Consider the following 22,707-nt stretch of genomic DNA (forward strand, 5'->3'; position numbering starts at 1 on the left):
CGAAAGTCCGGATCGGCGACGTCAGATCGCATTTCCGGACATTTCCAGTGTTTCTCATTTCATCGCGCGGCGCGGGCGTCGGCCTGTTCCGGACAGCCGCCCGCGTCGGTCAGGATCATGTGGGTTGAGATTACTCGGGCTTGTCGATGTTCCAGAACAGCGGCGTGGCCGGGCCATCAAGCATGCCGGTCAGCTCCTTGTGCCACACGCTCGGCGCAAAGTACTGCCCCAGGGGAATGTAGGTCACCTGGTCGAGCGCGCGCGCTTGAATCTCGGCCGCGATCTTCTTCTGCGCGTCCGGCGAGCCGGCGCGCGCGAAGGCATCGCGGAGGCTCTCGATCTGCGCGTCGTCCGGCCAGCCGACCCAGCCGCCCTTGCGACCCCTGTTATTCAGGGGAGCACTGACGACGGGATTCATGATGTCGGCGATACCCCAATTGGTGAAGAACATGTTCCAGCCGCCGTCCTTCGGCGGCTTCTGGCTTGCCAGCACCATGTTCGTCGTCTGCCAGTCCATGGACTGGATCGTCACCTGGAAGCCGGCCTGGCGCAGCAACTGTGCCGCGACGATGGGCTGCGTCTTCAGCGTCACCACATCGGTCGGCGCCAGCATCACGACCGGCGTGCCGTCGTAACCGGATTCGGCCAGCAGCTTCTTGGCGGCGGCCATGCCGTCGCCCTTGACGAGCGACTCCGATCCGACGTCGGAGGCAAGCGGCGTGTCGCAGCCGAACATGGCCCCGCAAATCTTGTAGAGCTTGGGATCCCCGACCATGGCGTCGAGGATTTCCTTCTGACTCAGCGCCATCATGGCGGCCCGGCGCACCTTGACGTTGTCGAACGGCGGATAAAGGAAATTCATCCGTCCGATGGTCTGGAAGCCGAGGCTGCTCAGCGGGCGCGACGTCAAATCCTTGTCGGCTTGCAGGATCGGCAGCATGTCGAATGACGGCCGTTCCAGGAAATCGATGTCGCCGGACTGCAGCGCGCTGGTCGCGGTCTGAACGTCGGGCATCGTGATCCATTCGACGCGATCGACCTTCACCACCTTGCCGCCCGAGGCCCAGCTTGGCGGCTCGCCGCGCGGCACGTAGTCCTTGTTCTTCTCATAGACCGCCTTGACGCCGGGCTGGAATTCCGCCGCGACGAATTTGAACGGACCCGAGCCGATCTGCTCGGGGATCGGCCGGTCCGACGGTGTGTCGGCAAGGCGCTTCGGCATCATGAACGGCACCAGCGTCGATGGCTTGCCGAGCGATTCCAACACCAGGCCGTAGGGCTCCCTGAGTTTCAGCACGATCGTCCTGGCATCGGGGGCTTCCAGGCCGACGGTGAAGTCCATCAGTTTCTGGCCCATGCCGTCGACGCTGGCCCAACGCTTCAACGACGCAATGCAGTCTTCGGCGGTCACCGGCGTCCCGTCATGCCACTTCAGGCCGTCGCGCAGCGTGAAGGTGTAAGTCAGCTTGTCGTCGGACACCTTCCAGTCCGCCATCTGGGGCCGGATCGTGAAGCTCGAGTCCATCGCCACCAGCGTGTCGTAGACCATGTAGCCGTGGTCACGTGTGATGTAGGCCGACGAAACGATCGGATCGAGCGCCCGCAGGTCCGAATGCATCACCGCGCGGATCGTCTTGGCGTGAGACAGGCCCGGCAGCAGCAGCGCCGTAGCTACCAGCAGTCCGCGGAACGCGGTGTTCAAGGACGTCGGGGTGGTTCTGGCGCGCGGTGCAACTGACATCATTTTCCTCGGGTGAACGCTGAGCGGATTTCGATTGGCGAACAGCCGGTCGGCTGAATGGAATCCATCCACCGCTGTGCGCTGCCTCTTGTCGCGACGCGGAACGTCGCGCGGATGGTCGTTGCGCCGGGGAGGCCGGCGCCGATGAGGACGGTGATGGGCATATTTGAAAGAAGCTCCCGGAAGCTAGAGTGCCCCCGACGCCGGCGTCGGCTGGCGGAGGCGCCCCATCTGTCCCGGTACCTGAGAGCTTGATCCGCCGCGGCCCTTGCTCATGCAATGGCGTGGTGACGGATATCCCCTTCGGTGGACGGCGCATCGTGGACACGACGTCTCTCTCCAGATCGTCCTGACGACACGGTCCTTGTGCCTGAGAGTTTCCGGGGCGGTTGCTCCGTCGGCGTCGACCACGAAAACCGCGTACGTGTTTTCGCTTCGATCTCTCCCGCATCGTCGCGTTGGACTGTCAAAACGTTATTGTGCGCTGCCAGGCCAGGCAAGATTAAACTTCAATCGCAGCCTGCCCAGATCATATGCGATCGATCTCGCGCGGCGCGGCGCGTCGCTCCGTCGATGGAGATCTCGGGCATTTCGCTAGAGCATGATCCGGAAAAGTGGATACCGGTTTTCCGAAAAGATCATGCTCTAACAAGAGATGAGATCATGATGCGATTCCGTGGAAACGCATCATGATCTAGGCGAGCAGTCCGGAAAAAACGCCCCGGCGGACCGGGGCGTTTTGCTGTCTCTGATCAGATCAGGCGCGAAGGGCTCAAGAGCCCTTCGGATTGATCTCGGCGTAGTTGCCCTTGGCGTCCCACTTGTAGACGACGTAGTCGATCGCCTTGATGTCGCCCTTGGCGTCGAAGCCCATCTTGCCGAGCACGGTGTCCCACTCGCCGGCCTTGATGGTCTCCATCACCTTCTTGGCGTCGGTGGTCTTGGCCTTGGCGACGGCCTGGGTCCATACCTGCATAGCGGCGTAGGTGTAGAGCGTGTAGCCCTCGGGGTCGATGTTCTTGCTCTTGAACTTCTCGACGATCGCCTTCGCGGTCGGCTTGTTGCGCGGGTCGGGACCGAAGGTGAACAAGGTGCCTTCAGCGGCCGGGCCGGCGATCGAAGCGAACTCCTTGTCGTTCATGGCGTCGCCCGCCATCAGCACCGCCTGCAGGCCCTGGTCACGCATCTGGCGCAGGATCAGGCCGGCTTCCTGGTGGTAGCCGCCGACATAGACGAGATCGATGCTCTCTTTCTTCAGGCGCGAGACAATCGCGTTAAAGTCCTTGTCGCCCTTGTTGTAGGACTCGTTGACCTTCTCGGTGACGCCGGCCTTGTTGAGCGCCTTCTTGGTCTCGTCGGCGAGGCCTTTGCCGTAGGTGGTCTTGTCGTTCAGGATCGCGATGTTCTTGCCCTTGTAGGCCTTCGCGATGTACTCGGCGGCGACGATGCCCTGCTGGTCATCGCGGCCGCAGACCCGCGCCACGTTCCATAGCTTGCGCTCGGTGAACAGCGGGTTGGTCGAGGCCGGGGTGATCTGCAGCACGTTGGAGTCGGCATAGGCCTCGGAGGCCGGGATCGAGGACGACGAGCAGAAATGGCCGGCCACGAACGGAATCTTCGAAGAGCCGATCTTTTCCGCGATCGAGCGCGCCTGCTTCGGATCGCAGGCGTCGTCGTTGGCTTCCAGCGCGAGCTTTTTGCCGAGCACGCCGCCGGCGGCGTTGATGTCGGCGACCGCCTGCTCGGCGCCGTTCTTCATCTGCCGGCCAAAAGCGGATTCGGAGCCCGTCATCGGGCCCGCGACTGCGATTGTGATATCTTGCGCGAACGCGCTCGCCGACAATGCGAACGAAGCGCCCAATGCCAGGCCGATCAGCTTCAGTGATTTCATGAGACGTCCCTCGTGGTCGTTGCCTCTTGCGGAAGGACCCGGCACGCCGGGCTCCTAAACCACCGGCATTCTCGGCCGATTTCGCAGCGAAGTCACCGGCAATTTTCAGGCAAATCGACGCTACATCCTGCTAACGGCGGCGGCACGGAACGTGCAGCCAGCCGAGACGACTACCCGTGGCGGCCGCCTTCCAGATAGGCGGCGCGGATTTCCGGGCGCTGCAGCAATTCGCTGCCGGTTCCGGTCAGCGTGATCAGGCCGTTGACCATGACATAGCCGCGATGGGCAAGCTTCAGCGCGTGGTTGGCGTTCTGCTCGACGATCAGGACGGTGAGGCCGTCCTGCCGGTTCAGCGTGCGGATGGCGTCGAAGATCTGGCGGGCGATCAGGGGCGCCAGCCCGAGAGACGGCTCGTCCAGCATCAAGAGGCGCGGCCGGCTCATCAGCGCACGGCCGATCGCCAGCATCTGTTGCTCGCCGCCGGACAGCGTGCCGCCGCGCTGCGCAATCCGCTCCTTCAGCCGCGGAAACAGCGCGAACACGCGCTCCAGCCCGGCTTCGCGCTCGGATTCCGTGCATTCGGTCGCATCGGCACCCATCTGCAGGTTCTCCGCGACGCTCATGCGCGGGAAGATCCGGCGGCCCTCGGGCGATTGTGCGATGCGCAGCCGCGCGATCTCGTGGGTCGGCACGCCGGTGATGTCGTGGCCATCATATTCGATGGTGCCGGTGCGGGCGCGCGGCCGGCCGAAGATCGTCATCATCAGCGTCGACTTGCCGGCGCCGTTGGCGCCGATCAGGGCGACGATCTCGCCGGCATTGATCTCGATATCGACGCCCTTCAGCGCCTCGATCTTGCCATACGCCGCACGCACGCCGCGCACCGCGAGCAGGGGTGTGGTGGCCTGTGCCGCGCTCACGTGCCGCTCTCCATCACGGCGATGGCCTCTTTCTCGTCGGCGCCGAGATAGGCGGCGATCACCTTGGGGTCGTCGCGCACCGTCTGCGGCGTGCCTTCGGCGATCTTGACGCCGTAGTCCATGACCACGACGTGATCGGATATCTCCATCACCACCGACATGTCGTGCTCGATCAGGAGGATCGAGGTGCCCTGTTCGTTGCGGATCGACAGCAGGAGCTCGTTGAGACCGCCGCTCTCTCGCGCGTTCAGTCCGGCCGCCGGCTCGTCGAGACAGAGCAGGGCGGGCTCGGTGCACATCGCCCGTGCGATCTCGAGCCTGCGCTGGTCGCCATAGGGCAGATTGCCCGCGGCATCGTCGGCGCGATCGAGCAGGTTGACGCGCTGGAGCCAGGTCCGCGCCAGATCGATGGCGCGCTGCTCGGCCTCGCGCCACGACGGCAAACCAAGCAGCCCCAACACGGTCAGGCCCGAGGCGCGCATCAGCGCGTTGTGCTGGGCGACCATCAGGTTTTCCAGCGCGGTCATGCCGGGAAACAGCCGGATGTTCTGGAACGTGCGCGCCACCTTGGCCTGCTTGGAGATGCGGAAATCGTTCAGTCTCTCGAGCTGGATGCTGCGGCCGTCATCATGGCTGAGGCGGATCGCGCCGCCACTCGGCCGGTAGAAGCCGGTGATGCAGTTGAACACCGTGGTCTTGCCGGCGCCGTTCGGCCCGATCAGCGCGGTGATCTTGCGCCGCTCCGCGGTGAAGGAGAGCTCGTTGACCGCAACGATGCCGCCGAAGCGCATCATCAGGCGGTCGACGGTTAGGATGGGATCTCCGCTCATCCGTGGCCCTCCTTGACGAGGTCGGACGAGATCGCCTGGTTGCGTTCCAGATACACCGTCGGCGCGCGGTGGCCGATCAGCCCGCGCGGCCGCCAGATCATCAGCAGCACCATCGCCATGCCGAATACCAGCATGCGGTACTGGTCGAGGCCGCGGAACAGCTCGAAGCCGCCGATCATGGTCAGCGCGGCCAGCGCCACGCCGAGCTGCGAGCCCATGCCGCCGAGCACGACGATCGCCAGCACCAGCGCCGATTCCTGGAAGGTGAAGGATTCCGGGCTGATGAAGCCCTGCCGTGTGGCGAAGAACGCGCCGGCGAAGCCGCCGAACATCGCTCCGGTCGCGAACGCCGTCAGCTTGGTGGTCGTGGTGTTGATGCCGAGCGCGCGGCAGGCGACCTCGTCCTCGCGCAGCGCCTCCCAGGCGCGGCCGATCGGCAGCCGCCGCAGCCGGATCGTCACCCAGTTGGTGAGCAGCGCCAGCGCCAGGATCAGGTAGAACAGGAACACCAGCCGATGGGTCGGCGAGAATTCGATGCCGAGCCTGGCGGCGAGCCCGTCATCGCCCGGTGTCAGCGGAATGCCGAACAGGGTCGGGCGCGGAATCCCCGAGACGCCGTTGGGGCCGCCGGTCAGGCTCTGCCAGTTGATGATGACGAGGCGGATGATCTCGCCGAAGGCGAGCGTCACGATCGCGAGATAATCGCCGCGCAGCCGCAGCACCGGGAAGCCGAGCAGCACGCCCCAGAACGCCGCCAGGATGCCGGCGAGCGGCAGGCAGACCCAGAACGACAATCCGAAATTGGTCGCCAGCAGCGCGTAGGAATAGGCGCCGACCGCATAGAACGCGACATAGCCGAGGTCGAGCAGGCCGGCGAGGCCGACCACGACGTTCAATCCCCAGCCCAGCATCACATAGGTCAGGACCAGGATCGACAAATCGAGAATGTATCGCTGGTTGTAGAAGATGACCGGCACGAGGAAGGTGAACACCAGGAGCGCCGGCGCCAGCCAGCGGCCGGCGAGCGACAGCGCGCTCTGCACCGGTTTCGGCACGACGCGGTCCTTGTCGACCGGGCCCCACCACTGCCGCAGCAGCTCGACGATGATGCTGCCGCCGAACACGGTGCCGACAAGGGCGGCGAGATCGCCGAACCGCGTCCAGTAGATCAGGCCGCCTTGCGGTCCGGCCTCGGTGCGGATGCCGATCATCAGCGAGAACAGCACCAGCGCGACGAGGGCGCTGATCAGGGCTTTCTTGAGAATGAAGGCGCTGCCGGAGGGCTGCGCGGCGTGCGAGGGGCGGGCTGAGGTCGCGCTCACGAAGTGCCTGTCAGACTTTTTCGACTTCGGGACGGCCAAGCAGGCCGGTCGGCATGAAGATCAGCACCACGATCAGGATCGAGAACGCGGCGACGTCCTTGTACTCGACCGAGAAATAGGCCGACCAGAACGTCTCGATCAGGCCGATCGCAAGCCCGCCGAGCATGGCGCCCGGCAGCGAGCCGATGCCGCCGAGCACTGCGGCGGTGAACGCCTTGATGCCGGCGACGAAGCCCATGAAGAAATCGACCAGGCCGTAATACAGCAGATACATCATGCCGGCGACCGCGGCGAGCGCGGCACCGATCACGAAGGTCATCGAGATGGTGCGGTCGACATCCACCCCGAGCAGCGCAGCCATGGTCTGGTCCTGCTCGCAGGCGCGCATGTCGCGGCCGAGCCTTGTGCGCGACACCAGCCAGGTGAACAGCGCCAGCACCACGATGGTGGCGAACACGACCATGATCTGGATGTTGGAGAGCTGCACGGCAAAACCCTGGGAGCCTTCATGCAGCGTGTAGCCGCCGGTGATGATCGGCGGCACCGGCTTGACCCGCGCACCCTGCGACACCTGCGAGAAATTGGTCAGAACGAACGACATGCCGATCGCCGACAGCATCGGCGCCAGGCGGAACGAATGGCGCAGCGGCCGATAGGCGATGCGCTCGATGGTCCAGCCATAGAGCGCCGTGATCGCCATCGAGACCAGCAGTACGATCAAGAGGATCACGGGAATCGCGGTGAGTCCGAGCGACACCAGCGCCAGGAACGAGATCAGCGCGATGAAGCCGCCGATCATGAAGATGTCGCCATGGGCGAAATTGATCATGCCGACGATGCCGTAGACCATCGTATAGCCGATGGCGATCAGGCCATAGATCGAGCCGAGCACGAGGCCGTTGATCAGTTGCTGGGCGAAATAATCCATGCGCTGCCGTTTGTCCCCACTTCGCTCGAAAACGCTACGTCCGAGTGACGCGACGAGGGGCCCCCGGCAGCCTGATCCGTCGCGTCGTGTCATTTTCTAACAGCGGAACCCCGGCGGCGGCAACAGCGTGGCAGCAGCAGAAACGGCTTGTACATAACTACTTTGGCCGGTGCGGTTCCGATGTCACAGGGTCGACACGCCGTTGCCTTGCAATGATCACGCCGGAACCGGTGTTCCCCGGGCAACCAGGCTCCCGACGCGCGCGTTGTCCCCAGCTTGATGAAAGCAAAGGGAGTATTCGCATGAGCAATCAGAACCAGAAGCCGGGCCAGCAAGGCCAGCAGCCTGGTCAGAAGCCAGGCCAGCAGCAGGGTGGCGGGCAGAAGCCCGGCCAGCAGCAGCAGGATCCGGGCCGGCAGGGCCAGATCCCCGATCCGGAGCGCTAACCCGGTGACATTGCGCATGAGACGCTAGCAAGAGGGTTGTTAGCAAGAGCAGTTCCAGAAGGGTCTCGCCGCAAGGCGGGACCTTTCTTTTTGCGCCGTCTCGGCACGGCGCCGGCCGCTCGGCGGACAATCCCCAGCCCAATTAAGGTAAACAAAGGGTTTAAATTGCCGCCGGCAATTGATCGAGGTTACCTCGCAGGCTGAACCGCCGCCGACCTGAAAGGCGCCGGAGAGAAACGGGAAGCGGCAATGTCGAACACCTGGCGGATCAGCTCCTTCAACGGCGCGCTGCTGGCGGCCTATTTCATTCCGGTCTGGACCATCATCGCCTTCAGCATCATGGTGTCGCCGATCCACGGCCTCTATGAGCGGCCGAGCGTGTCGATCGCGCTGTACGCTAGCGACTATCTGCACCTCGGCAAGATGGCGACGGTGCGGCTGGCATGGCTGCTGGCGCTGGCGCGGATCACGGTGGTGGCGTTCTTCGTGGTGTTCCTCGCGATGGCGGCGTTCTCGCCGTTGCGCAAGAATAGCAGCGGCGCCGACGAGGCGCTTGCGGTCGCGCTCTGCCTCGGCAGCGTGCTGAGCTTCGCCAGCATGATGATGGCCTCCAGGGTCGGCGAGGTCGAAGCGATGCGCATGCATGCCTCAGAGCTTCTGATGCTGCTCGGCACCGCGATCGTGATGCTGTTCGAGACCGCGCCGAAGCGAACGGTCGAGGCGCCCGCCACCGAGACGGATGCTTCGTCCGGCGAGCTATCCCTTCAGCAGCCCTAGCTCGGCGATGATCGTGCCGGCTTCCTTGACGGCGTGATTGGCGGCGGGCACGCCGCAATAGATCGCCTGCTGCAGCAGGATCTCCTTGATGTCGTCGGGCGTGAAGCCGCCTTCGCTGAGCGCTGCGCGCACATGCAGGCGGAATTCGTCCCACTGGCCGAGCGCGACCATGGTGCCGATCACGAGCACGCGGCGGGTGCGGTGATCGTAATGCGGCCTGGTCCAGATGTCGCCCCACGCATAACGCGTGATCAGGTCCTGGAAGTCGGTGTTGAACGCGTTGCGGTTTGTGATCGACTTGTCGACCCATTCATTGCCCAGCACCTTGCGGCGCTGCGTCATGCCGTCGTCGCGGCGCTGATTGTCGTCCATTGATGTCTCCTCTCGAAACCGTAGCCCGGATGGAGCGCAGCGCAATCCTGGGTTCAGCGCCCCCGGCTAAGACCGTTCCCGGATTTCGCTTCGCTCCATCCGGGCTACGCAGTTCTTGCCATTAACGTTGCGTCAGGAAGCCGACCACGGCTTCGGTGAAGGCGTGCGACTGCTCGACATTGGAAATGTGCGCGGCATCGAGCAGCGTCATGCTGGCGCCGGGAATGCCGCTGCGGATCATTTCACCCGCCGACACCGGGGTCGCCATGTCCTGCTTGCCTGCGATCACCAGCGTCGGGCTCTTGATTTTTGGCAGCAGCGCGCGCTGGTCGAGTGTGGAGAGCGCCTCGCAGCAGGCGAGATAGCCCTCGACGGGGGAGGCTGTCAGCATTGCCTTCATGCGTGCCGTGGTCTCGGGCTCGCGCTCGCGGAAGTCGGCGGTCAGCCAGCCCGCGATCACGGTATCGGCGACCGCGGCGATGCCGCCTTGCTTCACCGCCTTGATGCGGTTCAGCCAGTTGGTCGGATCGGGATAATAGCAGGCGGTGTTGGCAAGGATGATCTTGCCAAATCTTTCGGGCGCGTTGGCCCCTAACCATTGCCCGACCATGCCGCCCATCGACAGGCCACACCAATGTACCTTCTCGATGTTGAGGTCGTCGAGGATTGCGAGCACGTCGCTGCCGAACCGCTCCATGGAGTAGGGGCCGGCCGGCACGCCGGACTTGCCGTGACCGCGGCGGTCGTAGCGGATGACGCGGAACATCTGCGTCAGCGCCGACATCTGCGGCTCCCACATCTGCAAGGTGCAGCCGAGCGAGTTCGACAGCATCAAGGTCGGTCCGCCGTCGCGGCCGTCCACCTGGACGTTGAGCAGGCATCCGTCGGCGTTGATCATCGGCATCGTCTTGTCCCTCTCGTCATCCCGCTATTTGTCATCAAGCGAAGCCAACAAACGGTCGATCAGCGCCTGCGAGGCGCCCTGATAGGCCATCGGCTCGAATAGCTCAGCAATTCTCTTGGCATCGAGATGCGCGGTGACCTTGGCATCCGCCGCCAGCACCTCGCGCAAATGCTTCTTCTCCGCGACCGCCTTCTTGCTCGCGGCCTCGATCAAATGATGGGCGTCGCTCTTGCCGATCTTGTCGGCGAGCGCAAAGGTGACGGCTTCCGCCATGATCAATCCATACGTCGCATCGAGATTGACGCGCATTCGCGCCGCATCGACCTCGAGCCCTTCGGCGAGGTCAACGATGGCGGCAAGCGCGCCCGAGGTCACCAGCATCAGGCCCGGCAAGGTCGGCCATTCCGCGTGCCACGGCCCGGCGCTGCGCTCATGGTCCTGCACCTGCGCGGCGAAGATCGTCGCAGCGAGGTTCGGCGCCATGGTCGCAGCTCCCAGCGCGCTCGCGGCGGCGACCGGGTTGCGCTTGTGCGGCATGGTGGAGGAGCCGCCGCGGCCGGCGCCCGCGGGCTCGAAGGCCTCGCCGACATCGGTCTGCATCATCAGCGAGACGTCGCGCGCGATCTTGCCGCAGCTGCCGGCGAGGATCGCGAACACGGAGGCGGCCTCGGCGATGCGGTCGCGGTGGGTGTGCCAAGGCGCATCGGGCAGGGGCAGGTCCAGCTCCTTTGCGAGCGTTGCCGCAACCGCGAGACCCTTGTCGCCCAGCGCGGCGAGCGTGCCGGCGGCGCCGCCGAACTGCAGGGCCAGCGTCTCGCGGCGCAGGCGCAGCAAGCGCGTGCGGGAGCGATGCAGGGCCGCGGCATATTCGGCGAGCTTCAGCCCCAACGGCATCGGCAGCGCATGCTGCAGCCAGGTCCGCGCCACCATGGCGGTGTCGCGATGGGAGCGGGCCAGCTTAGCAAAGCCTGCAACCGCACGGTCGAGGTCGGCGAGCAGCACATCGATGCCGGCGCGCAGGCTCAGCATCGTCGCAGTGTCGATGACGTCCTGGCTGGTCGCGCCCCAATGCACATAGCGCGCCGCCTCCGCATCCGTCTTGGCGACATCAGCGGTCAGCGCCTTCACCAACGGGATCGCCAGATTGCCCGATCGCGTCGCGGCATCGGCCAGTGCGACAAGGTCGAATGATTCGGCCTTGCAGGCGGCGGCGATCGGTCCCGTGCTGGCCACGGGAATCACGCCGCAGGCCGCCTCGGCGCGGGCGAGCGTGGCCTCGAAATCCAGCATGTTCTGCAGGGTGGCGCGATCGTCGCACACCGCGCGCATCGCGGCGCTCGACAGCATCGGCGCAAGCAGGGGAGAAAGGGCGGTGCGAGAGACGGTAGTGTTCATGGCGCGCGACCTAACCACTGTCGCGCGCTCCTGCCAATGCCCCGCCGCTGCCGTCATTTTCGGCAATGTGGATCGCGCGAATTCGTGAACGGCGGGCTTGGCTTGCTGCGGTTGCGAATATGCATCGCTCATCCTCCGAAGGTGCCCTTTCCTTTGCGCCCGGGCTGCTTTACTTGGGGGAAAAGGTTTTAGCGATCGAGGAGGTCCCCCCATGGCCATGACGATGACCGGCGAAGTCCAGCTTGCAGCGCCGCGCCAGGCTGTGTGGGACAAGCTCAACGATCCCGACGTGTTGAAGGCCTGCATTCCCGGCTGCGAAGAGCTGGAGAAGACCGACGAGGGCGGCTTTCGCGCCACCGCGAAAATGAAGGTCGGCCCGGTCTCGGCCCGCTTCAAGGGCAAGGTCACATTGAGCGATCTCGACCCTCCGAACGGCTACAAGATCTCGGGCGAAGGCGAGGGCGGGGTCGCCGGCTTCGCCAAGGGCGGCGCCACCGTGGGCCTCGCCGACAAGGATGGCGGCACGCTGCTGAGCTACAACGTGGAGGCGCAGATCGGCGGCAAGCTAGCCCAGCTCGGCCAGCGCCTGATCAACGGCGCCGCCAAGAAGCTGGCCGACGAATTCTTTGCAAATTTCGCCAAGGCGGTGCAGGGTTAGCCTTGTCTCCAGGCTGGATGATCGAGGTCTGGCCCCAGTCTTCCGCTATGTCCTGGATGGGTGGCTCCAAAGGTTGCCCATCGCGGGGCGCGCCCATATTATGCCGTCTGGAATGATTTTAAACCGCCTGCTTCGCCGATATGCGGTGGGGCAGATAAGAGAGTGCTGATGGCCAAGATTTCAATGATCGTGAACGGCAATCCCGTTAACGCCAATGTCGACCCCCGTACCCTTCTGGTCCAGTTTCTGCGCGAAAACCTGCGCCTGACGGGTACCCATGTCGGCTGCGACACCTCGCAGTGCGGCGCTTGCGTCGTGCATTTGGATGGCAAGGCGGTGAAGTCCTGCACGACGCTTGCGGTGATGGCCGACGGTCATGAGGTCAAGACCATCGAGGGGCTGGCGCCCGATGGTGCGCCGCTGCATCCGATGCAGGAGGCCTTCCGCGAGCATCACGGCCTGCAGTGCGGCTTCTGCACGCCGGGCATGATCATGACCGCGGTCGATCTGGTGCATCGCAAGGGCCACGATCTCTCCGACGAGGTGATCCGCGAGGAGCTGGAAGGCAATCTGTGCCGCTGTACCGGCTACCAGAACATCGTCGCTTCGATCGCCGCCGGCGCCAAGGCGATGGCGAAATCGGACCTCGCCTAATCAGCAATTCGTCGCGGCAAGCGATCAGGACATTCCAATGTACGAATTCAAATATCATCGTCCCGGCACCGTGCGGCAGGCCGCCAATCTGCTGGTGAAGAATGAGGACGCCAAGCTGATTGCCGGCGGTCACACGCTGGTGCCGGTGATGAAGCAGCGGCTCGCGAGCCCGCCGCATCTGGTCGACCTCTCCCACATCGAAGGGCTCGACACGATCGAGATGAAGGGCCGCTCGCTCGTGATCGGCGCGACCGCCAGGCACGCCGAGGTCGCGAACTCGCCGATCGTCGGCGAGGCGATCCCGGCGCTGGCCGAGCTTGCCGGCCTGATCGGCGATCCCGCCGTGCGTCACCGTGGCACCATCGGCGGCTCGCTCGCCAACAACGATCCGACCGCCGACTATCCCGCCGCGGTGCTGGCGCTGGGCGCGACCATCGTCACCAACAAGCGCCGCCTGAAGGCCGAGGAGTTTTTCCAGGGCCTGTTCTCGACCGCGCTGGAGGCCGACGAGATCATCACCAAGGTGATGTTCCCGCTGCCGAAGAAGGCGGCTTATGTGAAGTTCCGCAACCAGGCCTCGCGCTATGCGCTGGTTGGTGTGTTCGTGGCCCGGCGTCCGTCCGACGTGCGCGTCGCGGTCACCGGTGCGGGCTCCGACGGCGTGTTCCGTGCCACCGCGTTCGAGGAGGCCCTGAAGAAGCGCTTCTCGCACAAGGTGCTCGACGGCATCGCGGTTGGCCCCGAAGGGCTGAACAGCGACCTGCACGGCAGTGCGGAATACCGCGCGCATCTGATCGGCGTTTTGACGCGCAGGGCGGTGGAAGCCGCCAACGCCAAGGACTAGATCCAACGACTAGATCCAAGGGACTAGATCCGAACTGGATCCCAAGGACTAAATCTAACGCGTGCTGTTGCTAACCCCTGTTCGAAGACTGGCTGTTCCATGAGTGCATCGGCGTTACCCACTTCCGTCGATGCACTCGAGCGGCTGTTGACGTCGCGCGGCTACCTTGCCGAACGGTCGCTCGCGACCGTGACCTATCTCGCGCTGCGGATGGGCCGGCCGCTGTTCCTCGAAGGCGAGGCCGGCGTCGGCAAGACCGAGATCGCAAAGGTGCTGTCCGCCGCGCTCGGGCGCAAGCTGATCCGCCTGCAATGCTATGAGGGCCTCGACGTCGCCTCGGCGGTCTATGAGTGGAGCAGCGCGGCGCAGATGATCGCGATCCGGCTGGCGGAAGCCTCCGGCGACACCGATCGCGACCAGCTCGCCAGCGACATCTTCGCCGAGCGCTTCCTGATCAAGCGGCCGCTGTTGCAGGCGCTCGAGCCCGATGTCGCGGGGCCGCCGTTGCTTTTGATCGACGAGCTCGACCGCGCTGACGAGGCGTTTGAGGCGTATCTGTTGGAAATCCTCAGTGACTTCCAGGTCACGATTCCCGAGCTCGGCACCGTGAAGGCGCCGGCGCCGCCGATCGTGATCATCACCTCGAACCGCACTCGCGAAATCCACGACGCGCTGAAGCGGCGCTGCCTCTATCATTGGGTGGATTATCCCACGGCCGAGCGCGAGCTCGCGATCGTCAAGTCGCGGGTGCCGAACATCTCCGCAAAGCTGTCGCAGCAGGTCGTCCGCTTCGTGCAGGCGCTGCGCAACCAGGATTTCTACAAGTCGCCGGGCGTCGCCGAGACCATCGACTGGGCCACCGCGCTGTCCGAGCTCGACGCCCGCTCGCTGACGCCGCAGGTGGTCGGCGACACGCTGGGCGCGCTGCTCAAGTATCAGGACGACATCGCGCGCATGCAGGGCGATGCGTTGCAGAAGACATTGAAGGACGCGACGAGCGAGACGTAGCTCTTCGTCATTCCGGGGCGACGCGCCAGCGTCGAACCCGGAATCTCGAAATTGTTGCGCGAGATTCCGGGTTCACGCTTCGCGTGCCCCGGAATGACAGGGTACAAACGATGGCGATCAACCACCTCGCGCCTCCGACCGGCCACATGGCCGACAACGTGATCGGCTTTGCCCGCGCGCTGCGGGCGGCCGGGCTGCCGGTCGGGCCGGGCTCGGTGATCGATGCGCTCGACGCGCTGCAACTGATCGAGGTCGGCAACCGTCTCGATTTCTACGCCACGCTGGAGGCGATCTTCGTCAAGCGCCATGAGCATGCGCTGATCTTCCACCAGGCCTTCATGCTGTTCTTCCGCGCCGCCGAGGAGTGGAAAAGCATGCTGGATTCGGTGCCGCTGCCCGATCACGCCAGGAAGAAGCCGCCGCCGGCCTCGCGCCGCGTCCAGGAGGCGATGGCGCGGCCGGCGAAGACCGAGGAGCGGCCGCAGGCCCAGGAGCAGGAGCTGAAGCTCTCGGTCTCCGACAAGGAGATCCTGCAGAAGAAGGATTTCGCGCAGATGACGGCGGCCGAGATCGCCGAGGTGACGCGCGAGATCGCCAAGATGCGGCTGCCGCAGGCCGAGCTCGTCACCCGCCGCTACCAGCCGGACGCGCGCGGTCTGCGGCTCGACATGCGCCGCACCGTGCGCAACTCGCTGCGCACCGGCGGCGAGATCATCGATATCCGCAAGCTCGGCCGGATCGAGAAGCCGGCGCCGATCGTGGCGCTGCTCGATATCTCCGGCTCGATGAGCGAGTACACCCGCCTGTTCCTGCACTTCCTGCATGCCATCACCGACTACCGCAAGCGGGTCTCAGTGTTCCTGTTCGGCACCCGCCTGACCAATGTGACGCGGGCGTTACGGGCGCGTGACCCTGACGAGGCGCTGGCAAGCTGCTCGTCCTCAGTCGAGGACTGGGCCGGCGGGACCCGGATCGCGACCTCGCTGCACAGCTTCAACCAGCTCTGGGCCCGCCGGGTGCTCGGGCAGGGCGCCATTGTCCTCCTTATATCCGATGGACTAGAACGGGAGGCGGATGCCAAACTGGCCTTCGAGATGGACCGTTTGCACCGCTCCTGCCGCCGCCTGATCTGGCTCAACCCGCTGTTGCGCTATTCCGGCTTCGAGGCCAAGGCGCAGGGCATTAAAATGATGTTGCCCCACGTTGACGAATTTCGCCCGGTGCATAACTTGACGTCCATCAAGGGCTTGATCGGGGCGCTGTCATCCCCGCCGCCGGCGCACCATCGCAGCCTGATCCGTTCTGTTGCCTGAGAAGCCTGACCCGTAAGCAGGAGGCCACCATGCTCAACCGCGACGAAGACATCCTTCAGGCCGCCGAGACCTGGCAGAAGGAAGGCCATGGCGTGGCGCTCGCCACCGTGGTCGAGACCTGGGGCTCGGCGCCGCGCCCGGCCGGCTCCAGCCTCGTCATCAATGACGACGGCACGTTTCTGGGCTCGGTCTCCGGCGGCTGCGTCGAGGGCGCGGTCGTGACCGAAGCGCTCGACGTGATCGCGAGCGGCCAACCCAAGATGCTCGAATTCGGCGTCGCCGACGAGACGGCCTGGAATGTCGGCCTGTCCTGCGGCGGCACCATCCGCGTCTTCGTCGAGAAGGTCGGTTAGCCGTGAAACTCGAGGTCCTCAGGGAGCTGAACGCCGAACGCGCCGCGCGCCGCCCGGTCATCATCGTCACCGACACCGCCAATGGCGAGCAGCGCCTGGTGAAGGCTGCGGACATCGCCGCCGATCCGCTGCGCGCTGAACTTGCAAAGCAGCTCCGGATGGGCAAGAGCGGCAATGTCGAGGTTGCGGGCAAGAAGCTGTTCCTCAACGTCTACGCACCGACGGCAAAGCTCGTGATCATCGGCGCGGTGCATATCAGCCAGGCGCTGGCGCCGCTGGCGCGCGCGCTCGACTATGACGTCACGGTGGTCGATCCGCGCACGGCGTTCGCGAGCCCCGAGCGTTTCCCCGACGTGCCGCTGATCGCCGAATGGCCCGACGTCGCGCTGCCGCCGCTCAATGTCGACCACTACACCGCCTTCGTCGCGGTGACGCACGATCCGAAGATCGACGATCCGGCGCTGCTGCACGCCTTCGACCGCGACTGCTTCTATATCGGCGCGCTGGGATCGCGGAAGACCCATGCCAAACGCGCCGAACGGCTGCGCGCGTTAGGTGCGCGGGATAGCGACATTGCGCGCATCCACGCGCCGATCGGGCTCGACATCGGCGCGGTGTCGCCGTCGGAGATCGCGGTCGCGATCATGGCCGAGATCACCGCGCAGCTGCGTCTGCCTCCCAAAGAAAAAGAAGAAGCGGCATGAAGTTCGGTCCCGCCAGTCCGGCCGACGCGATTGGCGGCGTCACCGTGCATACGCTCCGCCAGGGCGCCCTGGTGCTCAAGAAGGGCACCACGATCGGTCCTGAGGAGGTCGAGGCGCTGACCAGGGCCGGCGTCAAGGACGTCGTCGTGGTGCGCCTGGAGGAGGGTGACGTCTCCGAAGACGTCGCGGCCGCCAGCATCGCGCAGGCGGTGGCGGGCGAGGGCGTCAATGTCGAGCGCGCCTTCACCGGCCGCGCCAATCTGTTCGCGGCGCGCCCCGGCGTGCTGGTGGTCGACCGCGCCGCGGTCGATCGCATCAACGGTGTCGACGAAGCCATCACCTTTGCAACCCTCGCAGCCTACAAGCCGGTGGTCGAAGGCGAGATGATCGCGACCGTCAAGCTGATCCCGTTCGGCGTCGAGGGGCGCTTGCGCGATGCCGCCGTTGCGGTCGCAGGCAAGGACACGCTGCGGATCGCGCCTTACGTGATCAAGAAGGTCGGCGTGGTCTCGACCCTGTTGCCGGGCCTGGCGCCCAAGGTGATCGACAAGACGCTGCGCGTCACTGCCGAGCGTCTGGCGCCGGCCGGTGCGACCATCATCGCCGAGCGCCGCGTGCCGCATGACGAGACCGTGCTTGCCGGCGCGATCAAGGAAGTGCTGGGCCTGGGCGCCGAACTCATCATCGTGTTCGGCGCGTCGGCGATCGCCGACCGCCGCGACGTCATTCCGGCCGCCATCACCGAAATCGGCGGCGCGATCGAGCATTTCGGCATGCCCGTCGATCCCGGCAATCTGCTGTTGATCGGCAGCGCCGGCGGCGTGCCGGTGTTGGGCGCGCCGGGCTGCGCGCGTTCACCGGTCGAGAACGGGTTTGACTGGGTGCTGATGCGGCTGCTCGCCGGCATCAAGGTGACGCGGTCGGATCTCACCGGCATGGGCGTCGGCGGCCTGCTGATGGAAATCGTGACGCGGCCGCAGCCGCGCGCCGCGCCGGACACGGAGGGCAACCGCAATGTCGCGGCGATCGTGCTCGCCGCCGGCCGTTCGACCCGGATGGGCGGCCCGAACAAGCTGCTCGCCGAGCTCGACGGCAAGAAGCTCGCGCGCGTCGTCGCCGAGCAGGCGCTGGCCTCGAAGGCCTCCGAGGTGATCATCGTCACCGGCCATCAGGCCGATCTGGTCGAGCAGGCGCTTGATGGCCTCAAGGTCAAATTCGTCCGCAACCCGGACTTCGCCGGCGGCATCGCCAGCTCGGTGAAGGCCGGCATCGCGGCGGTGTCCGACAGCGCCGACGGCGCGATCGTCTGCCTCGGCGACATGCCGCTGATCGATGCCAAGCTGATCGATCGCCTGATCGACACGTTTGCGCCCGACCGCGGCCATCTGATCGCGGTCCCCGTCAGCGAGGGCCGCCGCGGCAATCCCGTGCTGTGGTCGCGGCGCTTCTTCAAGGAATTGATGACGCTCGACGGCGACATCGGCGCACGTCATCTGATCGCCAAGCATGCCGAGGCGGTCGCCGAAGTCCCGGTCGAAGGCGACAGCGCCTTCCTCGACATCGATACGCCGCAGGCGCTCGAAGCCGCGCGGCGAGGGTAGCTCTATCCACGTCGTCCCGGCGAAGGCCGGGACCCATTACCACCAATCGTTGTTGTTGGTGGGCTAGCGGCCACAGCTTCGCGCAATCATCACCATCAGTGGTTATGGGTCCCGGCCTTCGCCGCGACGACGCGTGGATGGAGTCGCGCCATCAACCCGTCATTCACCATCTGGAAACGACCCCCGCGTACAGTCCGCGCCGGACTTTGGGGGAATTCCGCTTTGATCATTTCAACCGCCGCCGCGCAGCGCCGCGCGCTGATGATTCTTGTCCTGACGTTGCTGCTCGGCGCCACGCGTTTGTCCGTGGAAACCTTCGTCCCCAAGGCGCACGCGGCCGGCGCGTTCGCGGTCGGCAAATGCGGGGCCTATGGCCAGGCCTATGATTATCAGGCCGAAGGCGCAGCGCGTGCCGCCGCACTGAAGCAGTGCAAGGGCGATTGCACCACCGTCACCATGAAGCGCGCCTGCGCCGCGCTCGCGGTCGACATGAAAAATCCCTGCGGCGCCCATGGCTATGCGGTGACGCCACGGATCTCGAGCTCGCTCAATGCCGCGACCAAGAAGTGCTACGACTATGGCGGCAAGGAATGCGTGATCCGCGCCTGGGCCTGCGACGCCAAGGGCTGATCTCGGGCGGCGTGCCGGCGATCAAGGTGCGTAGCCCGGATGAGTGCAGCGACATCCGGGACACCGGTACCGGCATATCGCTGCGCTCATGCAGGCTACGCTGCTTCCTCCCGTAGGAAACGAACATCAGCGGTTGATGGGCAGATGAGGGATGCTTCGCCGGCACTGGCGCTTGCCGTCACCCGGCCGTTACACTCATCCACATGCAGTTCGACACCAAGATCGCGGTCGTGATCCGCACCGACCTGGAAGTCTGGCAGAAGCTCAACGTGGCGTCGTTTCTGGCCGGTGGCATCGCCGCTTCCTTTCCCGAATGCATCGGCGAGAATTACGAGGACGGTTCGGGGACGAGATATCTTTCCCTGATCGGCCAGCCGATCCTGATCTACGGCGCCGACCGTGCGCAGCTGTCGCGGGCCTTGGAGCGTGCGCTGGCGCGCAAGGTGAAACCGGCGCTCTACACCGAGGACATGTTCAAGACCACGCATGACGCCGCCAACCGCGAGGCGGTGAGGGCGGTCGCACGCAGCGAGCTCAATTTGGTCGGTCTCGCCTTTCGCGCTGAGCGCAAGGTGGTCGACAAGATCCTCGATGGGCTGAAGTTTCATATGTAGGCACGCCGTCTCGCTCCGTCGTCATTCCGGGGCTCGCGAAGCGAGAGCCCGGAATCAATTCCTCTAGGAGTGATGCGGCTCGATGGATTCCGGGCTCGCGCTACGCGCGCCCCGGAATGACGAAGGGGGACCGATAGGGGCGATCTGCACCCGGCTTTCCCGACGGCTATCTGACCGACCGTCCGACGGAAATAACCAGCAAACCCCGGCCTTTAGCTTGCAAACGCGGTCGCATACTCGCCTCCCGGAACCGCCCCACAACAGGAACATCCGCTGCCACCATGCGTTTCCCTCCATCGAATTGACAATGACTGACCAGTCAGTCATATTGTGATCATGACAAAGCGCAGCATAAAAACGACCCGCACCCAGCCCGCCAAACGCCGGACCACCATCCGCGCCGCCGCGGCGGGGATTCCGAAGGTGACCTCGGCCGAGCTGGCTGAGCCGAAGCCGCCGGCGAACCGCGCCGGGAAATCGGCGGAGCGGCGTGCCGCGATCATCGAGGCGGCGATGGATGAGTTCATCGCGCGCGGCTTTGCCGCGACGCGGCTCGACGACGTCGCCAAGCGGGCCGGCGTCGCCAAGGGCACGCTCTACCTCTACTTCAAGGACAAGGAGACGATGTTCGAGGAGCTGATCCGCACCGCGCTGGTGCCGCTGATCAGCCGCATGACGGCGCTGCCGACCATCAGCGGTCCGGTGCGCGACGCGGTGGAGGGGTTTGCCGAGACCTTCATCCGCGAGGTCGTCTCGACCCGGCGCGGCGACATCATCCGCCTGATCGTCTCGGAGGGACCGCGCTTTCCGGCCATCGCCGATTTCTATTTCCGCGAGGTCGTGTCGAAGGGCCTGACCGGCATGAAGGCGCTGGTCCAGCTCGCGATCACGCGCGGCGAGATCAAGCACCGCGAGCTCGGCGATTTCCCGCAGCTTGTCGTGGCGCCCGCGATCGTCGCGGTGATCTGGCAGAGCCTGTTTGCCCGCCACGCGCCGCTCGACGGGCTCGCGATGTTCAACGTGCATCTCGATCTGATCTTTGGCGAACGGAGCAAGACATGACCGCGTCGCGCATGATGAAGCTCGTGGCCGTCGTCGCGCTGGCGGCGACGCTCGCCGGCTGCAAGGAGAAGCGCGATCCCGGATTCCAGGGCTGGGTCGAGGCCGACATGATCTTCGTCAGCCCGGATGAATCCGGCCGCGTCATCAAGCTCAATGTGCGCGAGGGCGACGAGGTCAAGCCCGGCGATCTGCTCTATACGGTCGACGACGATCTGCAGCGCGCCGATCTCAACCAGAACAACGCGACCTTGGCCAACGCCCAGCAGAGCTACGACCGTGCGGCCTCGCTGCGCGGCACCGGTGCCGGCACCCAGGCCAATCTCGATTCCGCGGTCTCGGCGCTGCGCGTCGCGGAGGCGCGCGTCAACACGTCGCAGACCCGGCTCGACCGCCGCAAGGGCTTTGCGCCGATCGCAGGCTCGATCCAGCAGATCTATTTCCGCGAGGGCGAGATGGTGCAGGCACAGCGCCCGGTGCTGTCGATCATGCCGCCCGGCAACATGAAGCTGCGCTTCTTCGTGCCGGAAACCGAGCTACCGAAGCTCGCGCTCGGCGACGAGGTGAAGGTGACCTGCGACAATTGCGCCGCCGATCTCACCGCGAAGATCTATTTCATCGCCACCACCGCGGAGTACACGCCGCCTGTCATCTACAGCCTCGATGAGCGCAACAAGCTGGTCTACCTGATCCAGGCGCGGCCGAGCCGGCCCGATGTGCTGCGGGTCGGCCAGCCGATCAGCATCTACCTCAATCCGAAGACGCCGGTGGCGGAGCGCAGATGAACGGCGGCCCCACCAGCACCCAGCCCAACACATCGTCCATCGCGATCGATGTGCAGGGGCTGACCAAATCGTTTGGCGGACGCGAGGTGGTCCACGACCTGTCGATGCAGGTCAAGCGCGGCTCGATCTACGGCTTCCTCGGCCCCAACGGCAGCGGCAAGACCACGACCATCCGCATCCTCTGCGGCCTGCTGACGCCCGATAGCGGCGAGGGCACCTGCCTCGGCTACGACATCCGGCGCGATGCCGACAAGATCAAGCGCAAGGTCGGCTACATGACGCAGCGCTTCAGCCTCTACCAGGATCTGTCGGTGCGCGAGAATCTCGAGTTCGTCGCGCGGCTCTATGGCATGCCGGATGCGCGCGGCGCGGCGGCCGACATGATCGCGCGGATCGGGCTGAAGGGGCGCGAGGAGCAACTCGCCGCCAATCTCTCCGGCGGCTGGAAGCAGCGGCTCGCGCTCGGCGCCTGCACGCTGCCCAATCCGCAATTGCTGCTGCTGGACGAGCCGACCGCCGGCGTCGATCCCAAGGCGCGGCGCGATTTCTGGAACGAGATCCACGCGCTCGCCGCCGAAGGCCTCACGGTGCTGGTCTCGACCCATTACATGGACGAGGCCGAGCGCTGTCACGAGATCGCCTATATCGCCTACGGCCATCTGTTGGCGCACGGCACGGTGGATGAGGTGATCGCAGACTCCGCGCTGTCGACCTGGACGGTGACGGGGGAGGATTTCAACGGCCTGATGGCGGAGCTCACGAACAAGCCCGGCGTCGACATGGTGGCGCCGTTCGGCACCAGCCTGCACGTCTCCGGCCGCGACAAGGCGGCGCTGGAAGCTGCGATTGCGCCGTATCGCGATCATTCGAAATGGCACTGGCAGCCGAGCGAGCCGTCGCTCGAAGATGTCTTCATCGACTTGATGGGGCGCTCCAAAGATAACTTTCAGGGATAGTT

The 22,707-nt window shown here is 65.2% G+C and carries 25 protein-coding genes and 2 riboswitches; of the genes, 15 read left to right on the top strand and 10 right to left on the bottom strand.

From position 1 onward, the window contains the following. Nucleotides 1-130: 130 nt before the first annotated feature. The 7 genes from ACVIW0_RS14165 to ACVIW0_RS14195 all read right to left on the bottom strand — a co-directional run bounded on the left by ACVIW0_RS14165 (nt 131) and on the right by ACVIW0_RS14195 (nt 7,632). Nucleotides 131-1,741 carry an ABC transporter substrate-binding protein gene (locus tag ACVIW0_RS14165; RefSeq protein WP_461352893.1) on the bottom strand — a complete coding sequence of 537 codons (1,611 nt, stop codon included), beginning with the start codon at nt 1,739-1,741 and terminating at the stop codon, nt 131-133. Further along, nucleotides 1,741-1,905 (bottom strand): hypothetical protein, encoded by a 165-nt coding sequence (locus ACVIW0_RS14170; protein ID WP_461352894.1) that lies wholly within the window; start codon nt 1,903-1,905, stop codon nt 1,741-1,743. The genes ACVIW0_RS14165 and ACVIW0_RS14170 overlap by 1 nt, the downstream gene beginning before the upstream one ends. A gap of 65 nt (nt 1,906-1,970) precedes the next feature. Next, a riboswitch (glycine riboswitch) is annotated at nt 1,971-2,086 on the bottom strand. 3 nt (nt 2,087-2,089) lie between these two features. Then, nucleotides 2,090-2,199, bottom strand: a riboswitch (glycine riboswitch). 314 nt (nt 2,200-2,513) lie between these two features. After that, nucleotides 2,514-3,632 (bottom strand): branched-chain amino acid ABC transporter substrate-binding protein, encoded by a 1,119-nt coding sequence (locus ACVIW0_RS14175; RefSeq protein WP_461352895.1) that lies wholly within the window; start codon nt 3,630-3,632, stop codon nt 2,514-2,516. Between the two features lie 170 nt (nt 3,633-3,802). Next, on the bottom strand, nt 3,803-4,552 hold the full coding sequence (locus ACVIW0_RS14180) for an ABC transporter ATP-binding protein (RefSeq protein WP_461352896.1): 750 nt from the start codon (nt 4,550-4,552) through the stop codon (nt 3,803-3,805). Next, a complete protein-coding gene (locus ACVIW0_RS14185; RefSeq protein ID WP_461352897.1) occupies nt 4,549-5,382 on the bottom strand; it encodes an ABC transporter ATP-binding protein in 834 nt (277 codons plus the stop codon). The genes ACVIW0_RS14180 and ACVIW0_RS14185 overlap by 4 nt, the downstream gene beginning before the upstream one ends. Then, nucleotides 5,379-6,704, bottom strand: a complete 1,326-nt coding sequence (gene livM / locus ACVIW0_RS14190; protein WP_461352898.1) for a high-affinity branched-chain amino acid ABC transporter permease LivM — start codon at nt 6,702-6,704, stop codon at nt 5,379-5,381. The genes ACVIW0_RS14185 and livM overlap by 4 nt, the downstream gene beginning before the upstream one ends. A gap of 10 nt (nt 6,705-6,714) precedes the next feature. Continuing rightward, on the bottom strand, nt 6,715-7,632 hold the full coding sequence (locus tag ACVIW0_RS14195; RefSeq protein ID WP_461352899.1) for an ABC transporter permease subunit: 918 nt from the start codon (nt 7,630-7,632) through the stop codon (nt 6,715-6,717). 302 nt (nt 7,633-7,934) lie between these two features. On the opposite strand from ACVIW0_RS14195, the gene ACVIW0_RS14200 reads away from it, so the two are divergent. Both ACVIW0_RS14200 and ACVIW0_RS14205 read left to right on the top strand, forming a co-directional pair. Next, nucleotides 7,935-8,078, top strand: a complete 144-nt coding sequence (locus tag ACVIW0_RS14200) for a hypothetical protein (protein ID WP_461352900.1) — start codon at nt 7,935-7,937, stop codon at nt 8,076-8,078. A gap of 249 nt (nt 8,079-8,327) precedes the next feature. Beyond that, nucleotides 8,328-8,855, top strand: a complete 528-nt coding sequence (locus ACVIW0_RS14205) for a hypothetical protein (protein ID WP_461352901.1) — start codon at nt 8,328-8,330, stop codon at nt 8,853-8,855. Here the strand turns inward: ACVIW0_RS14205 and ACVIW0_RS14210 are convergent. From ACVIW0_RS14210 to ACVIW0_RS14220, 3 genes are all read right to left on the bottom strand, one after another. Beyond that, nucleotides 8,835-9,227, bottom strand: coding sequence for a carboxymuconolactone decarboxylase family protein (locus tag ACVIW0_RS14210; protein WP_461352902.1), 393 nt, complete (start codon nt 9,225-9,227; stop codon nt 8,835-8,837). The two genes, ACVIW0_RS14205 and ACVIW0_RS14210, sit on opposite strands and share 21 nt — an antisense overlap. A gap of 121 nt (nt 9,228-9,348) precedes the next feature. Continuing rightward, nucleotides 9,349-10,131 (bottom strand): 3-oxoadipate enol-lactonase, encoded by a 783-nt coding sequence (gene pcaD, locus ACVIW0_RS14215; protein WP_461352903.1) that lies wholly within the window; start codon nt 10,129-10,131, stop codon nt 9,349-9,351. A gap of 24 nt (nt 10,132-10,155) precedes the next feature. Further along, nucleotides 10,156-11,526 (bottom strand): 3-carboxy-cis,cis-muconate cycloisomerase, encoded by a 1,371-nt coding sequence (locus tag ACVIW0_RS14220; RefSeq protein WP_461352904.1) that lies wholly within the window; start codon nt 11,524-11,526, stop codon nt 10,156-10,158. A 211-nt stretch (nt 11,527-11,737) separates the two neighbouring features. On the opposite strand from ACVIW0_RS14220, the gene ACVIW0_RS14225 reads away from it, so the two are divergent. The 13 genes from ACVIW0_RS14225 (at nt 11,738) to ACVIW0_RS14285 (ending at nt 22,705) form a co-directional block, all read left to right on the top strand. After that, the gene (locus ACVIW0_RS14225; protein WP_106327163.1) at nt 11,738-12,184 is read left to right on the top strand and encodes an SRPBCC family protein; all 447 of its coding nucleotides are present in this window, start codon (nt 11,738-11,740) and stop codon (nt 12,182-12,184) included. 168 nt (nt 12,185-12,352) lie between these two features. Continuing rightward, entirely contained in the window at nt 12,353-12,838 is a 486-nt protein-coding gene (locus ACVIW0_RS14230; RefSeq protein WP_461352905.1) for a (2Fe-2S)-binding protein, read from the top strand. Between the two features lie 37 nt (nt 12,839-12,875). After that, on the top strand, nt 12,876-13,682 hold the full coding sequence (locus tag ACVIW0_RS14235; RefSeq protein ID WP_461352906.1) for an FAD binding domain-containing protein: 807 nt from the start codon (nt 12,876-12,878) through the stop codon (nt 13,680-13,682). Between the two features lie 99 nt (nt 13,683-13,781). Then, a complete protein-coding gene (locus ACVIW0_RS14240) occupies nt 13,782-14,690 on the top strand; it encodes an AAA family ATPase (protein WP_461352907.1) in 909 nt (302 codons plus the stop codon). 110 nt (nt 14,691-14,800) lie between these two features. Beyond that, nucleotides 14,801-16,003 carry a vWA domain-containing protein gene (locus ACVIW0_RS14245; RefSeq protein WP_461352908.1) on the top strand — a complete coding sequence of 401 codons (1,203 nt, stop codon included), beginning with the start codon at nt 14,801-14,803 and terminating at the stop codon, nt 16,001-16,003. 29 nt (nt 16,004-16,032) lie between these two features. Further along, on the top strand, nt 16,033-16,356 hold the full coding sequence (locus tag ACVIW0_RS14250) for an XdhC family protein (RefSeq protein WP_018272401.1): 324 nt from the start codon (nt 16,033-16,035) through the stop codon (nt 16,354-16,356). Nucleotides 16,357-16,358: 2 nt separating this feature from the next. Further along, entirely contained in the window at nt 16,359-17,060 is a 702-nt protein-coding gene (locus ACVIW0_RS14255; protein ID WP_461352909.1) for an XdhC family protein, read from the top strand. Then, nucleotides 17,057-18,661, top strand: coding sequence for an NTP transferase domain-containing protein (locus tag ACVIW0_RS14260; RefSeq protein WP_461352910.1), 1,605 nt, complete (start codon nt 17,057-17,059; stop codon nt 18,659-18,661). Before ACVIW0_RS14255 ends, ACVIW0_RS14260 begins: the two co-directional genes overlap by 4 nt. Nucleotides 18,662-18,922: 261 nt before the next feature. Beyond that, nucleotides 18,923-19,291, top strand: a complete 369-nt coding sequence (locus ACVIW0_RS14265) for a DUF4189 domain-containing protein (protein ID WP_461357326.1) — start codon at nt 18,923-18,925, stop codon at nt 19,289-19,291. Between the two features lie 203 nt (nt 19,292-19,494). Then, the gene (locus ACVIW0_RS14270) at nt 19,495-19,905 is read left to right on the top strand and encodes a DUF2000 family protein (RefSeq protein WP_461352911.1); all 411 of its coding nucleotides are present in this window, start codon (nt 19,495-19,497) and stop codon (nt 19,903-19,905) included. 336 nt (nt 19,906-20,241) lie between these two features. Beyond that, nucleotides 20,242-20,967: a TetR/AcrR family transcriptional regulator gene (locus ACVIW0_RS14275; RefSeq protein ID WP_461352912.1), complete on the top strand. Its 726-nt coding sequence runs from the start codon at nt 20,242-20,244 to the stop codon at nt 20,965-20,967. Continuing rightward, the gene (locus ACVIW0_RS14280; RefSeq protein ID WP_461352913.1) at nt 20,964-21,749 is read left to right on the top strand and encodes an HlyD family secretion protein; all 786 of its coding nucleotides are present in this window, start codon (nt 20,964-20,966) and stop codon (nt 21,747-21,749) included. The genes ACVIW0_RS14275 and ACVIW0_RS14280 overlap by 4 nt, the downstream gene beginning before the upstream one ends. After that, nucleotides 21,746-22,705, top strand: coding sequence for an ABC transporter ATP-binding protein (locus ACVIW0_RS14285; RefSeq protein WP_461352914.1), 960 nt, complete (start codon nt 21,746-21,748; stop codon nt 22,703-22,705). The genes ACVIW0_RS14280 and ACVIW0_RS14285 overlap by 4 nt, the downstream gene beginning before the upstream one ends. Nucleotides 22,706-22,707: the final 2 nt, after the last annotated feature.

This window comes from Bradyrhizobium sp. USDA 4454 (genome assembly GCF_054822705.1).